At 59.2% G+C, this 12,256-nt stretch carries 17 protein-coding genes; 14 read left to right on the forward strand and 3 right to left on the reverse strand.

Annotation, left to right across the window (positions count from 1 at the left end):
• The first annotated feature begins 25 nt into the window (after positions 1-25).
• The 6 genes from modA to PspCFBP13508_RS04105 all read left to right on the forward strand — a co-directional run bounded on the left by modA (position 26) and on the right by PspCFBP13508_RS04105 (position 4,455).
• Positions 26-793, forward strand: coding sequence for a molybdate ABC transporter substrate-binding protein (gene modA / locus PspCFBP13508_RS04080; RefSeq protein ID WP_137213734.1), 768 nt, complete (start codon positions 26-28; stop codon positions 791-793).
• Positions 794-1,474 carry a molybdate ABC transporter permease subunit gene (modB, locus tag PspCFBP13508_RS04085; RefSeq protein WP_137213735.1) on the forward strand — a complete coding sequence of 227 codons (681 nt, stop codon included), beginning with the start codon at positions 794-796 and terminating at the stop codon, positions 1,472-1,474.
• A 3-nt stretch (positions 1,475-1,477) separates the two neighbouring features.
• Positions 1,478-2,557, forward strand: coding sequence for a molybdenum ABC transporter ATP-binding protein (gene modC / locus PspCFBP13508_RS04090; protein ID WP_137213736.1), 1,080 nt, complete (start codon positions 1,478-1,480; stop codon positions 2,555-2,557).
• Positions 2,558-2,628: 71 nt separating this feature from the next.
• Positions 2,629-3,666, forward strand: coding sequence for a DNA topoisomerase IB (locus PspCFBP13508_RS04095; protein WP_137213737.1), 1,038 nt, complete (start codon positions 2,629-2,631; stop codon positions 3,664-3,666).
• 206 nt (positions 3,667-3,872) lie between these two features.
• Positions 3,873-4,103 carry a hypothetical protein gene (locus PspCFBP13508_RS04100; RefSeq protein WP_137213738.1) on the forward strand — a complete coding sequence of 77 codons (231 nt, stop codon included), beginning with the start codon at positions 3,873-3,875 and terminating at the stop codon, positions 4,101-4,103.
• A gap of 121 nt (positions 4,104-4,224) precedes the next feature.
• Complete coding sequence (locus tag PspCFBP13508_RS04105; RefSeq protein ID WP_016774936.1) at positions 4,225-4,455, forward strand: hypothetical protein; 231 nt, start codon at positions 4,225-4,227, stop codon at positions 4,453-4,455.
• A 65-nt stretch (positions 4,456-4,520) separates the two neighbouring features.
• Here the strand turns inward: PspCFBP13508_RS04105 and PspCFBP13508_RS04110 are convergent, their stop codons facing one another.
• A complete protein-coding gene (locus PspCFBP13508_RS04110; RefSeq protein WP_330221312.1) occupies positions 4,521-4,721 on the reverse strand; it encodes a general stress protein in 201 nt (66 codons plus the stop codon).
• A 295-nt stretch (positions 4,722-5,016) separates the two neighbouring features.
• Here PspCFBP13508_RS04110 and PspCFBP13508_RS04115 point away from each other — a divergent pair, with 295 nt between their 5' ends.
• The 5 genes from PspCFBP13508_RS04115 to PspCFBP13508_RS04135 all read left to right on the forward strand — a co-directional run bounded on the left by PspCFBP13508_RS04115 (position 5,017) and on the right by PspCFBP13508_RS04135 (position 7,374).
• Positions 5,017-5,193 (forward strand): general stress protein, encoded by a 177-nt coding sequence (locus PspCFBP13508_RS04115; protein WP_016774938.1) that lies wholly within the window; start codon positions 5,017-5,019, stop codon positions 5,191-5,193.
• Between the two features lie 469 nt (positions 5,194-5,662).
• Entirely contained in the window at positions 5,663-6,013 is a 351-nt protein-coding gene (locus tag PspCFBP13508_RS04120) for a general stress protein (RefSeq protein ID WP_130910976.1), read from the forward strand.
• 97 nt (positions 6,014-6,110) lie between these two features.
• Entirely contained in the window at positions 6,111-6,662 is a 552-nt protein-coding gene (locus PspCFBP13508_RS04125; protein ID WP_137213739.1) for an ATP-dependent Clp protease proteolytic subunit, read from the forward strand.
• A 206-nt stretch (positions 6,663-6,868) separates the two neighbouring features.
• A complete protein-coding gene (locus PspCFBP13508_RS27555) occupies positions 6,869-7,126 on the forward strand; it encodes a DUF6555 family protein (RefSeq protein WP_130910973.1) in 258 nt (85 codons plus the stop codon).
• Positions 7,123-7,374: a hypothetical protein gene (locus tag PspCFBP13508_RS04135; protein ID WP_130910972.1), complete on the forward strand. Its 252-nt coding sequence runs from the start codon at positions 7,123-7,125 to the stop codon at positions 7,372-7,374. The genes PspCFBP13508_RS27555 and PspCFBP13508_RS04135 overlap by 4 nt, the downstream gene beginning before the upstream one ends.
• A gap of 12 nt (positions 7,375-7,386) precedes the next feature.
• On the opposite strand, the gene PspCFBP13508_RS04140 is transcribed toward PspCFBP13508_RS04135, so the two are convergent.
• Both PspCFBP13508_RS04140 and PspCFBP13508_RS04145 read right to left on the reverse strand, forming a co-directional pair.
• Positions 7,387-7,800: a cupin domain-containing protein gene (locus PspCFBP13508_RS04140; protein ID WP_137213740.1), complete on the reverse strand. Its 414-nt coding sequence runs from the start codon at positions 7,798-7,800 to the stop codon at positions 7,387-7,389.
• A 123-nt stretch (positions 7,801-7,923) separates the two neighbouring features.
• Entirely contained in the window at positions 7,924-8,817 is an 894-nt protein-coding gene (locus PspCFBP13508_RS04145) for a transcriptional regulator GcvA (protein ID WP_137213741.1), read from the reverse strand.
• A 105-nt stretch (positions 8,818-8,922) separates the two neighbouring features.
• Between PspCFBP13508_RS04145 and gstA the strand changes: the two genes are divergently transcribed.
• From gstA to PspCFBP13508_RS04160, 3 genes are all read left to right on the forward strand, one after another.
• Positions 8,923-9,534 carry a glutathione transferase GstA gene (gene gstA / locus PspCFBP13508_RS04150; RefSeq protein WP_137213742.1) on the forward strand — a complete coding sequence of 204 codons (612 nt, stop codon included), beginning with the start codon at positions 8,923-8,925 and terminating at the stop codon, positions 9,532-9,534.
• Between the two features lie 72 nt (positions 9,535-9,606).
• Positions 9,607-9,987, forward strand: coding sequence for a RidA family protein (locus tag PspCFBP13508_RS04155; RefSeq protein WP_101157158.1), 381 nt, complete (start codon positions 9,607-9,609; stop codon positions 9,985-9,987).
• A gap of 259 nt (positions 9,988-10,246) precedes the next feature.
• Positions 10,247-12,235, forward strand: a complete 1,989-nt coding sequence (locus tag PspCFBP13508_RS04160; RefSeq protein WP_024013138.1) for a U32 family peptidase — start codon at positions 10,247-10,249, stop codon at positions 12,233-12,235.
• The last annotated feature ends 21 nt before the right edge of the window (positions 12,236-12,256 follow it).

Genomic DNA, 12,256 nt, shown 5'->3' on the forward strand with positions numbered 1-12,256 from the left:
CCGCCGCCGATGACGGAGCCTTTACATGACACTTGCTGCCACACGCTTCACCCCCGTCTGCTTCGCTTCATTCCTCGCACTGTTCAGCATGGGCGCCGCGCAGGCTGACGAAGTACAAGTGGCAGTTGCCGCCAATTTCACCGCGCCAATCCAGGCCATCGCTGCCGACTTCGAAAAAGACACCGGCCACAAACTGGTCGCTGCTTACGGCGCAACCGGCCAGTTCTACACCCAGATCAAGAACGGCGCGCCGTTCCAGGTATTCCTCGCCGCTGACGACACAACCCCGGAAAAGCTCGAAAAAGAAGGCGAAACCGTCAAAGGCTCACGCTTCACCTATGCCGTCGGCACCCTCGCGCTGTGGTCGGCAAAAGAAGGTTATGTCGATGCACAGGGTGATGTGCTGAAAACCAACCAATACCAGCACCTGTCCATCGCCAACCCGAAAGCCGCGCCGTACGGCCTGGCCGCCACTCAGGTGCTGGAAAAACTCCAGTTGAGCGAAGCCACGAAAAGCAAAATCGTCGAAGGCCAGAACATTACCCAGGCCTACCAGTTCGTCTCCACCGGCAACGCCGAACTGGGCTTTGTAGCGCTGTCGCAAATCTACAAGGACGGCAAGGTGAGCAGCGGCTCGGCATGGATTGTTCCGGCCACCCTGCATGATCCGATCAAACAGGACGCGGTGATCTTGAACAAAGGCAAGGACAGCGCCGCTGCCAAGGCCCTGGTCGATTACCTCAAGGGGCCGAAAGCCGCTGCGGTGATCAAATCCTTTGGATATGAACTGTAAATGTCGCTGACCGGTGCCGACTTCGCCGCGATCTGGCTGACCCTGAAACTGGCGTCGCTGACCACTGCGATCCTGCTGGTGATCGGCACGCCGATCGCGTTGTGGCTATCGCGCACATCGTCGTGGTTGCGCGGGCCCATCGGCGCCATCGTCGCCCTGCCGCTGGTGCTGCCGCCGACGGTGATCGGTTTTTACCTGCTACTGGCGCTGGGGCCGCACGGTTTTCTCGGTCAGTTCACTCAGTGGCTGGGGCTGGGCACGCTGACGTTCAGTTTCACCGGGCTGGTCATCGGCTCGGTGATCTACTCCATGCCGTTCGTGGTGCAACCGCTGCAAAACGCTTTCTCGGCGATTGGCACCCGCCCGCTGGAAGTCGCCGCGACCTTGCGCGCCAATCCCTGGGACACGTTCTTCAGCGTGATCCTGCCGCTGGCGCGCCCCGGCTTCATCACCGCAGCGATCCTCGGCTTTGCCCACACCGTGGGTGAGTTCGGTGTGGTACTGATGATCGGCGGCAACATTCCCGACAAGACCCGCGTGGTCTCGGTGCAGATCTACGACCACGTCGAAGCGCTGGAATATGCCCAGGCGCACTGGCTGTCCGCGGCGATGCTGGTGTTTTCGTTTCTGGTGTTGCTGGCGCTGTATTCCAGCCGCAAGACCCGCGCCGGCTGGAGCTGATCGATGATTGATGTACGCCTGAAACGCACTTATCCGGGGTTCGAACTGGATGTCGATCTGCAAGTGCCGGGCCGCGGCGTCACTGCGCTGTTTGGCGATTCCGGCTCGGGCAAAACCACTTGCCTGCGCTGCATCGCCGGGCTCGAGCGCGCCGAGCACGGTTTTGTGCAGATCAACGATGAGGTGTGGCAGGACAGTGCCAAGGGCATCTTCGTCCCGCCGCATAAACGTGCGCTTGGCTATGTGTTTCAGGAAGCCAGCCTGTTCCCGCATCTGTCGGTGCTGGCCAATCTGGAGTTTGGTCTAAAACGCATCGCCAGGTCGCAACGCCGGGTCGATATCAACCAAGCGACCGAACTGCTCGGCATCAGCCATCTGCTCGAGCGTCATCCAGAGCATCTGTCCGGCGGCGAACGGCAGCGCGTCGGCATCGCCCGCGCCCTGCTGACCAGCCCGAAACTGTTGCTGATGGACGAACCGCTGGCGGCTCTCGACAGCCGGCGCAAAAGCGAAATCTTGCCATACCTGCAGCGCCTGCACGACGAACTGGATATTCCGCTGCTGTACGTCAGCCATGCCCAGGACGAAGTCGCGCGTCTGGCCGATCATTTGGTATTGCTCCGTGATGGCAAAGCCCTCGCCAGCGGCCCAATCGGTGAAACCCTTGCGCGCCTGGATCTGCCTTTGGCGCTGGGCGATGACGCCGGGGTGATCATCGAAGGCCAGGTCAGCGCCTACGACGCCACCTATCAATTGCTCAGCCTGCAACTGCCGGCCACTGCAATGAACATTCGCGTCACCCATGCGCCGATGGCCGTGGGCCAGGCTCTGCGCTGCAAAGTGCACGCGCGCGACATCAGCCTGGCGCTGAACAATGATGCAGCCAGCAGCATTCTCAATCGTCTGCCCGTTACGGTCGTCAGCGAACAGGCCGCTGACAACAGTGCCCATGTGCTGATCCGCCTCGATGCCGGCGGCACGCCGCTGCTGGCGCGGATCACCCGCTTCTCGCGTGATCAACTGGGCGTGCACCCGGGCCAGCGCCTGTGGGCGCAGATCAAGGCGGTGGCGGTGCTCGCGTAAATCATTCGGCACGACGGCCGGTGCCTGCGGTCAATCAGTTACAGACTGCCGTATGACCGAAGGAAACCGCCATGCCCGATACCGTGCTGACAGATGCTCTGCCCGCCGACCTGCATTACGTCGATGACACTCAGCCTGGTATCACCCGGAAAAAACTGCGCGGCAAGTTCGTTTATTTCGAACCATCGGGCCAGCGCATCACCGACCCGGACGAAATCAAACGCATCAATGCCCTCGCGGTGCCGCCGGCTTACACCGATGTGTGGATCTGCGCCGACCCGTGCGGCCACCTGCAAGCCACCGGACGCGATGCGCGCGGGCGCAAGCAGTACCGTTATCACGCGCGCTGGCGCGAAGTGCGCGACGCCGACAAATACTCGCGCCTGCGCGACTTCGGCCTGGCCCTGCCGAAACTGCGGCGCAAGCTCGAGGCACTGCTTGATGAGCCGGGCTTCAGCCGTGACAAGGTCATGGCCACGGTGATCACCTTGCTCGATGCCACGCTGATCCGCGTCGGCAATACGCAATACGCGCGGGACAATCGCTCCTATGGCCTGACCACGTTGCGCAGTCGCCATGTCGAGGTCAACGGCAGCGCGATCCTGTTCCAGTTCCGTGGCAAGAGCGGCATCGAGCACCAGATCACCGTCAAGGATCGCCGCCTGGCGCGAATCATCAAGCGCTGCCTGGAGATACCGGGGCAGAATCTGTTCCAGTACCTCGATGAACACGGCGAACGGCACACCGTCACTTCTTCCGACGTAAACGCTTATCTGCAAAAGCTCACCGGCGCGGCCTTCACCGCCAAGGATTACCGCACCTGGGCGGGCAGCGCCCTGGCGTTGTCGGTGCTGCGCGAGTTGCAGCATGAGTCGGAGACCGAAGCCAAGCGCCACGTGGTCGAAGCGGTGAAGAACGTCGCGAAACAGCTGGGCAACACGCCGGCGGTGTGCCGCAAGTGCTACATCCACCCCGCCGTGCTCGAACATTTCATGCTCGGCGCCCTCGCCGAACTGCCGCGCCCGCGAGTGCGCAAAGGCCTGCGCGCCGAGGAAGTAGCCTTGGCCATGTTTCTCGAACGCATGTGTGAGATGACCGAGGCATGCTGATTTCCGGCACAACATCACTCCCCCGTAGGAGTGAGCCTGCTCGCGATAGCGCTCTGTCAGTCGACATCTTCATCAACTGACGCATCGCTATCGCGAGCAGGCTCACACTCCTACAGACGTTTGCCGACGAGTTGAGGCGGGTATTTTTTGCACGATCACGCAGGGCTTCTATAGTTGATCTGACACGAATCAACTGCGGTGGCGCCATGGAAGACATTTTCGTCGTGAAGCGTTGCACCAAGATAGTCATTCACGGCCGCCGCGCCGAAGACAGCCAGCAGGAACCCGCCGAAGCATCGGCATGGTTTCGTATCTGCGACACACGCACCGGCGGCTTTTTCGGCGATGGCTTTGACCAGCACGCGGATGCTCGAGCTGAATGTCAGCGCCTCAACGCAGCGAGTTCTCAACTACCGGCCCGCCTGCACTCCGGCTGATGCCCGGCGATAGCGGGTCTATACTGAAACCAGCTGATGGAGCAGCACCCCAACGGCAGAACGCTCGCAACATGCGGGCTTTTTGTTGCGGTTCAGCGGTTTCATAGAACGGAGGTGTTCCATGTCCGAAAAAGAGTCCATCACCACCCTCCTCACCTTGCTTGACGCCCGCCAGGCGCGCCTTGCAGCCGCCTGCAAAGAGATCGCCGACTGGGTCGATCATCAGGGCGGACACCCGACGGCACTGCGCATTCGCGATCGTCTGCATGACATCGAAAAAGATGCGCCGCTGATTCGCGACACGTTGTCGACACTCAAGCCGATTGACCGTCCGTTGCCACGGTTCAGATAGGCGTCAGCGTAGAAGTCCTCTCTGCACTGGCGCAGAGAGGACGGCGATTGGTGGACTCCGGCGTCTCAGTCACCCTTGCCCGTACGCGCACCGCCATGGCTGTGCTGCCCGCCGACGCGTGCCTTTTCCGCCCGATCGACTTTCACGTTGACCGAACTGCCGCCTTTCTTGCCGGCTTCCTTGATTTTTTGCGGATCCTCGGCAAACGGTTGTCCCTTGTGGTGATTGGTCATGTTCATGCCCTCGATATAGTTGTAGACATACACTCTCCAGACTCTAGTTGGGGCAAATTACAGTTCAACTTCCTGCCGACCAATGGTTATGAAATGCAAAGCGAAACGGCGACTTGACCCGACTCTTTTCATAACCGACCTCAATTATGAAAAGTTATACGAAGCGGCGCAGAAACTAACAGTCTGTATAAGTTTCATCACAAAATTACCGTTCATCGGGCTGGATAAAAATTTTCAAAACATTCTTCGCCGGCTCGTAATCGGAGTAGATGTCCGGTGCGACAACGGACATAACTAGCGAAACGTTAATTGATATCGGAGAGCTATCATGACCACAGGAAATAAAAATCCAGGTAACTTCGCAAACGATCGTGAAAAGGCATCTGAAGCCGGCAAGAAAGGCGGTCAGTCGTCCGGCGGCAACTTCGCCAACGACCGTGAAAAAGCATCCGAGGCTGGCCGCAAAGGCGGTCAAAACAGCCACGGCGGCGGTCGCAAGTCCTGAGCAAGCGGTACAAGGGCAGCCTCGCTGCCCTTTGAAATCAGCTGATGGAGCGCAATCATGAGCATGGCAACAGATTTCGCACGAGGCGAAGTGCAACGAAACAAGGGAGCAGAAGTTTATCCCGAAGCAGCGCGCAGTTCGCACGTGACGAAGTCGGATATACCACCGGTGTCACCTTGTGTTGAACGACAGCAGATCAGTCCCAGGCACAGGGAGAGCGTTCAGCAGGAATGTTATGAGCGCCGGGAATTGGCAGTGAATTCTGAAAACTCCCGAACACCGGATACAACGCCAACTTATGAGCGCTCTTCTTAGCACGAGGGTCAAACTTGTAGTTACAAGACAAGCCAGACCAACCAACGCAAACGACATCAGTAAACTTTATGAGCACTTGGCGAATAACGACGGCACGTAGTTTGTGCATCCTTGATTCGCCATGTGCCTATACAGAGAAATGAGGAAGTTTGAAATGGCACAAGATAAACAACAAGGCAGCATGTCAGTTAACGAAGCAGGAAAAAAAGGTGGTGAAGCCACTTCGGCTTCGCACGACAAAGAGTTCTATCAGGAAATCGGCAGTAAGGGCGGCCAGAACAGTGGCGGCAACTTCAAGAATGATCCTGAGCGCGCCTCCGAAGCCGGCAGCAAGGGTGGCCAGAACAGCGGTGGCAATTTTGCCAACGACCGGGACAGAGCGTCCGAAGCCGGCAGCAAGGGCGGCCAGAGCAGCGGCGGGAACTTCGCCAACGATCGGGAAAAAGCCTCTGAAGCCGGACACAAAGGTGGTCAAAACAGCCATGGTGGCGGGCGCAACAGTTAATGCGCCGGGTGCAGGGGAGCGTGGCTCCCCTGCCCACTTTCATTCAAGCGAAATTACAGCTATTGCTTAGGAGTCCTGACCAGCCGAGGGAATCGCCATGCCTGTTCATGTCATCAACTTCACCGGCCCGATCAATGCCTCGACGTGCGGCCAACTGATCGATAAAGCCTCGCTCGCCGTAAAGGAAGATGCACCCAGACTCATCGTCAACATCGCCACCATGGGCGGTGAGTGCAGTTACGGCTTCACCATGTACAACTTCCTGCTGGCCCTGCCAATTCCGGTGCACACGCACAATCTGGGAACGGTCGAGTCAATGGGCAATATCGTCTTTCTCGCCGGCCAGCGCCGCACCGCCTGTACCCACAGCAAGTTTCTGTTTCACCCATTTCATTGGCACCTGCAAGGTTCAGTCGATCACTCGCGCATGTCGGAATACGCCATGAGCCTGGATTATGACTTGCACCTCTACGCGCAGATCGTCGCCGAACGTACGACTAACGGGAAAAACGCGTTGGAGACAGAGAAGTACCTGACCGCAGCTCCACGCATCATCAATCCTGAAGAAGCCTTGCATTCAGGTCTGATCACTGCAGTTGAAAACACAGAGGTTCATGCCGACTTTGTCTGCTCGTGCATTTACTCCTGAACTCCGATTGAATAACGCGTCGTAGCGGGCGCGTTCCTGTCTCCACACTCTTCTAAGCGATCGATATTTCGACAGAACTTGTACAGCTTTAGCCCGCCGTACAGGCCCTCCAAGCGCCCAATCAGCCGGTCATCACGCCCGCATCAATTTCTCTGAATTATTCATTTCGCCAGATATCCCTCTTCTTAAGCAGCCGGAGGAAATGTATGAGCGGAGCGGATTTGTACGTGATCGAGTACCTGTTACATGGAAAGCCCAGGTCATTCGTCATTCGCACAAGAAACATGAACAATGCCGAAGCGTGGCAGTGGGCTAGTTGCGACGCGGGTATCGCACCCATTCCCCGCCCCGGTCGACCTCCGTTGAAACGTTTTTCCAAACCGATGGCGGAACGCTTTGGCGTGACCGAGGTGCAATGGCGAGAATCGGTACCTCTGGTCTGGGAGGAGGATCACGTGAAATGACAGAACACACATTGAAGTTCGGTTTCGGCCGATCCTGGGATGACGAGATGGCAGAAAACGCCGCGATGTTCCGCGAAGCCGATCTGCTCGAAGAAGCGGCTTACAGAATCATCGAGGACGACACGGACAATCCTGAAGCCTGGGCCCGTTTCAGCGAAGCCAAGGCTCTGGCCGACGCCAAGCGAACGGCGGCCTTTCAGGACTGGATGCGCATCAAGCGTGCGATGAGCAAACCGCGCTCCAAATAGCGGATTTGCGCATCATGGCTTGAGGATCAGCAGCGGTTCGCCTTTCGGCACGACGTAAGTGGCCAGTTCTACGCCTTTCTCGCTGCCAATGTTCTTCGCCACATGCGCGACGCCCGCCGGAATGAACAACGAATCGCCGGCCTTGAGTATCACCGGCGCTCGTCCTTCGAGCTGATATTCAAAGGTGCCACTGATGACGTAGGCGACCTCGACACCGGGGTGCGCATGCCGAGGCGAGGTGACGCCAGCGTCAAAATCGATACGCGCCTGGATCACTTCGCGATTGTCAGCGCCGAGATCCTGGCGAACCAGATCGGTGCGGCTCAAGCCTTTCTGCCAGCTCGTTGCCGGCGCATCCGCCGCATGGGCGAAGCCGGTCAGGGAGGCGAAGACAACGGCAGAAGCCAGAAACAGTGGACGATACATGGTGGTGCCCTCTCAAACGTCGTGTTGGTGTGAGGGCTACTTTGGGTTCGGCATGTAAGGTGGATGTGTCTCGAATGCCCGGTTTGGTGTTGCCGTGTGTATCCGCAGAGGGTTGATACACGCTTATACAAATGTGTCGCGGGCCGCAGCCACAAGCCACTTTCTGAAAGCGCTGATCTTTGTCGAGTCAGCGGTTTCATGGGGTGTGACAAGATAGAACCCGAGATCATCCTGCAGGCGCAGGTCGAACGGCGCGACCAATCGGCCCGCACGCAGATCGTCGTTCACGTAAGTCGAACGCCCGATACACACGCCCTGCCCGTCAATTGCCGCCTGCACCGCCATCATCGCCAGATCGAAGGTCAGCTTCGCGCCGTCGGCCAACTGCGCAGGCTGGCCGGCGGCGCTGAGCCAGGCCTGCCAGTCTATGGCGGTGACGCCACTGACTTGTACAAGGGTGTGACTGGCCAGATCTTGCGGCGTGTGCAATGTCGTCGCCAGTGCTGGACTGCACACGGGAAATACCTCATCGGCCATGAGAAAGTCCGCGCGCAGACCTTTCCAGTCGCCCCGCCCGTAGCGAATCGCCGCGTCGATGCCTCCTCGGCGAAAATCCACCAGATCGGTAGCGGCGCTGATGCGCACATCGATGTCCGGGAACGCCTGCTGAAATGCCGGAAGGCGCGGCAAGAGCCATTTCGACGCTACCGAAACCAGCGTGCTGATGGTCAACACGCTGGGCCCGCGCGACTCGAGTAATTGTTGCGTCGAATGGCGCAACGCTTGAAATGCAGAACGCACCCCCGGAAGGTAGGCCTGCCCGTCTTCGCTAAGCGCCAGGCCATCCTTGAGGCGCAGGAACAATGCCACGCCCAACTCGGCTTCGAGGCGCCTGATCTGGTGACTGATTGCTGTCTGCGTGACGTTCAACTCGGTCGCAGCGGTGGTAAAGCTCATATGCCGAGCCGCCGCTTCGAACGCGCGCAGGCCGTTGAGGGAAGGAAGTCTGGCAGTCATAAGGCTAAGCGCATGAGAATTTGTCATACGCTAGCACTGCAAATGACCTTTGCGGAAGTTTTGCCCGCAGGGGATCGTGGCGCCTCCAATTTCAAGGGACTTGCCATGAAACTGTACTTTGCACCGATGACCTGTTCGCTCTCCCCGCACATCGTCCTGCGCGAACTCGGCTTGTCGTTCGAAATGATCCGCGTCAACAACCAGACCAAACGCACCGCTGACGGCCGTGACTTCCGCGAGATCAATCCGAAAGGCTACGTGGCCGCGCTGCAACTGGATAACGGCGAAGTGCTCACTGAAGGCCCGGCGATCCTGCAGTTTCTCGCCGATCAATTCCCCGGGAACGACTTGGCACCTGCCGCTGGTACGTGGGATCGCACACGTTTGCAGGAGCATCTGAACTTCATCAGCTCGGAGATTCACGGTGCCAGCGCGCCATTGTTCAGCGGCGAATTTGCGGAACCGGTCAAAGCGATTTTTCGGCACAAACTGTACAAACGGCTGGATTACCTTGAGCAGACGCTCACGGGTCAGGACTACCTGATGAACACGTTCGGCGTTGCCGATGCGTATCTGTTCACTGTGCTGACCTGGTTGCCGACGTTCAACATCGATATTTGCGAATGGCCAACTCTGGCTGCGTACATGCAGCGCATCGGCGCGCGGCCCAGTGTGCTTGCGGCCATCGCCGCGGAAGCAGCGACTTCGCCAGTCTGAACGCGCGCGGGCCATGGCCGGAGGGAATCTGTAAACTGGCGCGATCTTCATTCACTCGAACAAGAGAAGCGCATGGCCAATCAAGACATCACCTTCACGCCCGATCCGGACACTGACTCGATTTCGTCCGACGTCGCCACCTTCGGCGGGATCATGGTCTCCACGCAGATCCCGACCCGCGCCGATGGCAGCCTGGAACTGGGCGGCATCACCGAGCAGAGCGAGTGCACGCTGCAAGCGCTGAAAGTCGCGCTGGAACGTGCCGGCAGTTCGATGGACCGGGTGCTGCACCTGACCATTTACCTCACCGACATGGGCGATCGCGCGGCTTTCAATGAAGTGTACAAACGCTACTTCGCCAAGCCCTGGCCGGTGCGGGCGGCGGTAGGCGTGGCCTCGCTGGCGGTTGAAGGGATGCGTGTGGAAGTGACGGCGATGGCCGCGAAAGGCTGATCGAATTTGCGGATGTCACTCAATGATTTTCGGATGACACACCGCTTTCGCGAGCAGGCTCGCTCCCACAGTGAATGTATTCCGGCCCGGATCTAACCCTGTGTGAGCGAGCCTGCTCGCGAAGAGGCCGACACATTCAACACAATAGCCTGCCGAACTGACTCGATCACCAGCCACCATCGGGCAGCACACACGTGCCCACCAAGCGTTTCACGGGTAGAATGCGCCCCTTGCCCGTGACCGCCTGACTAAAAAAACTATGTCCTTGCCCAAGCATCACCTGGAATTGCTCAGCCCTGCCCGCGATGTCGCCATTGCCCGCGAGGCCATCCTGCATGGCGCTGACGCCGTGTACATCGGCGGCCCGAGCTTCGGCGCGCGCCACAACGCCTGCAACGAAGTCAGCGAAATCGCTGAGCTGGTCGAATTCGCCCGCCGTTACCATGCGCGTATTTTCACCACCATCAACACCATCCTGCACGACAATGAACTGGAGCCGGCGCGCAAGCTGATCCATCAGTTGTACGACGCCGGTGTCGACGCGCTGATCGTCCAGGATCTGGGCGTGATGGAGCTGGACATCCCGCCGATCGAGCTGCACGCCTCGACCCAGACCGACATCCGCACCCTCGAGCGAGCGAAGTTCCTTGACCAGGCCGGTTTCTCGCAACTGGTACTGGCCCGCGAGCTGAATCTGAAAGAAATCCGCGCCATCGCCGATGAAACCGATGCCGCCATCGAGTTCTTCATTCACGGCGCGCTGTGCGTGGCCTTCTCCGGCCAGTGCAACATTTCCCACGCGCAAACCGGCCGTAGCGCCAACCGTGGCGACTGCTCGCAGGCGTGCCGCTTGCCGTACACCCTGAAGGACGAAAAGGGTGGCGTGATCGCCTACGAAAAACACCTGCTGTCGATGAAAGACAACAACCAGAGCGCCAACATCCGCGCGCTGGTCGAGGCCGGCGTGCGTTCATTCAAGATTGAAGGTCGCTACAAGGACATGGGCTATGTGAAGAACATCACTGCCTATTACCGCCAGCGCCTCGACGACGTGCTTGAAGACCGCCCGGACCTGGCCCGCGCTTCCAGCGGCCGTACTGTGCATTTCTTCCTGCCCGATCCGGAAAAGACCTTCCACCGTGGCAGCACCGATTATTTCGTGACCGATCGCAAGATCGACATCGGCGCCTTCGATTCGCCAACCTTCACCGGCCTGCCGGTCGGTACGGTGGAAAAAGTCGGCAAGCGTGACATGCAGGTTGTCACCCATGAGCCGCTGTCCAACGGTGACGGTCTGAACGTACTGGTCAAACGCGAAGTGGTGGGGTTCCGCGCCAACATCGCCGAGGCCAAAGGCGAGTTCGAAGAAGACGGCGAGAAGCGCTATCGCTACCGCGTCGAGCCGAACGAAATGCCCGAAGGCCTGTTCAAGCTGCGCCCAAGTCATCCGTTGAATCGCAACCTCGATCACAACTGGCAACAGGCGTTGCAGAAAACTTCTTCGGAACGTCGCGTGGCCCTGAGCTGGTTCGCCCGTCTGCGCGAAGAACAGCTGGAAGTGACCGCGACCAGCGAAGAAGGCATCAGCGCCAGCGTCACCCTCAATGGGCCGTTTGGTGTCGCCAACAAGCCTGAGCAAGCGCTGGAGCAATTGCGCGACCTGCTCGGCCAGCTCGGCACCACGCAGTACCACGCCACCGACATCAAGCTGGATGCGCCGCAAGCGTTCTTCATTCCCAACTCGCAGCTCAAGTCGCTGCGCCGCGAAGTGATCGAAGCGCTGACTGCGGCACGTGTCGCCGCGCATCCGCGTGGCAGCCGCAAGGCCGAAACCACGCCGCCGCCGGTGTACCCGGATTCGCACCTGACCTTCCTCGCCAACGTCTACAACCAGAAGGCCCGAGACTTCTACCACCGTCACGGCGTCAAGCTGATCGACGCGGCGTATGAGGCTCACGAAGAGCCAGGCGAGGTGCCGGTGATGATCACCAAGCATTGCCTGCGTTTCTCCTTCAACCTGTGCCCGAAACAGGCCAAAGGCGTGACCGGCGTGCGTACCAAGGTCGCGCCGATGCAGTTGATCCACGGCGATGAAGTGCTGACGCTGAAATTCGATTGCAAGCCGTGCGAGATGCACATCATCGGCAAGATGAAAGGCCACATCCTTAATCTGCCGCAGCCGGGCAGCGTGGTCGGCCACATCAGCCCTGAAGACCTGATGAAAACCATCCCGCGCGCACCGCACTGATTGACCGGCGTGCGCGGTGCT

It is taken from the genome of Pseudomonas sp. CFBP13508 (assembly GCF_005233515.1).
Taxonomy (GTDB): domain Bacteria; phylum Pseudomonadota; class Gammaproteobacteria; order Pseudomonadales; family Pseudomonadaceae; genus Aquipseudomonas; species Aquipseudomonas mercuritolerans.

Bases quoted from the DNA above. Each gene is read 5' to 3' on its own strand.
- modA (WP_137213734.1), top strand. From the start codon at position 26: ATGACACTTGCTGCCACACGCTTCACCCCCGTCTGCTTCGCTTCATTC.
- modB (WP_137213735.1), top strand. From the start codon at position 794: ATGTCGCTGACCGGTGCCGACTTCGCCGCGATCTGGCTGACCCTGAAA.
- modC (WP_137213736.1), top strand. From the start codon at position 1,478: ATGATTGATGTACGCCTGAAACGCACTTATCCGGGGTTCGAACTGGAT.
- PspCFBP13508_RS04095 (WP_137213737.1), top strand. From the start codon at position 2,629: ATGCCCGATACCGTGCTGACAGATGCTCTGCCCGCCGACCTGCATTAC.
- PspCFBP13508_RS04100 (WP_137213738.1), top strand. From the start codon at position 3,873: ATGGAAGACATTTTCGTCGTGAAGCGTTGCACCAAGATAGTCATTCAC.
- PspCFBP13508_RS04105 (WP_016774936.1), top strand. From the start codon at position 4,225: ATGTCCGAAAAAGAGTCCATCACCACCCTCCTCACCTTGCTTGACGCC.
- PspCFBP13508_RS04115 (WP_016774938.1), top strand. From the start codon at position 5,017: ATGACCACAGGAAATAAAAATCCAGGTAACTTCGCAAACGATCGTGAA.
- PspCFBP13508_RS04120 (WP_130910976.1), top strand. From the start codon at position 5,663: ATGGCACAAGATAAACAACAAGGCAGCATGTCAGTTAACGAAGCAGGA.
- PspCFBP13508_RS04125 (WP_137213739.1), top strand. From the start codon at position 6,111: ATGCCTGTTCATGTCATCAACTTCACCGGCCCGATCAATGCCTCGACG.
- PspCFBP13508_RS27555 (WP_130910973.1), top strand. From the start codon at position 6,869: ATGAGCGGAGCGGATTTGTACGTGATCGAGTACCTGTTACATGGAAAG.
- PspCFBP13508_RS04135 (WP_130910972.1), top strand. From the start codon at position 7,123: ATGACAGAACACACATTGAAGTTCGGTTTCGGCCGATCCTGGGATGAC.
- PspCFBP13508_RS04140 (WP_137213740.1), bottom strand. From the start codon at position 7,800: ATGTATCGTCCACTGTTTCTGGCTTCTGCCGTTGTCTTCGCCTCCCTG.
- PspCFBP13508_RS04145 (WP_137213741.1), bottom strand. From the start codon at position 8,817: ATGACTGCCAGACTTCCTTCCCTCAACGGCCTGCGCGCGTTCGAAGCG.
- gstA (WP_137213742.1), top strand. From the start codon at position 8,923: ATGAAACTGTACTTTGCACCGATGACCTGTTCGCTCTCCCCGCACATC.
- PspCFBP13508_RS04155 (WP_101157158.1), top strand. From the start codon at position 9,607: ATGGCCAATCAAGACATCACCTTCACGCCCGATCCGGACACTGACTCG.
- PspCFBP13508_RS04160 (WP_024013138.1), top strand. From the start codon at position 10,247: ATGTCCTTGCCCAAGCATCACCTGGAATTGCTCAGCCCTGCCCGCGAT.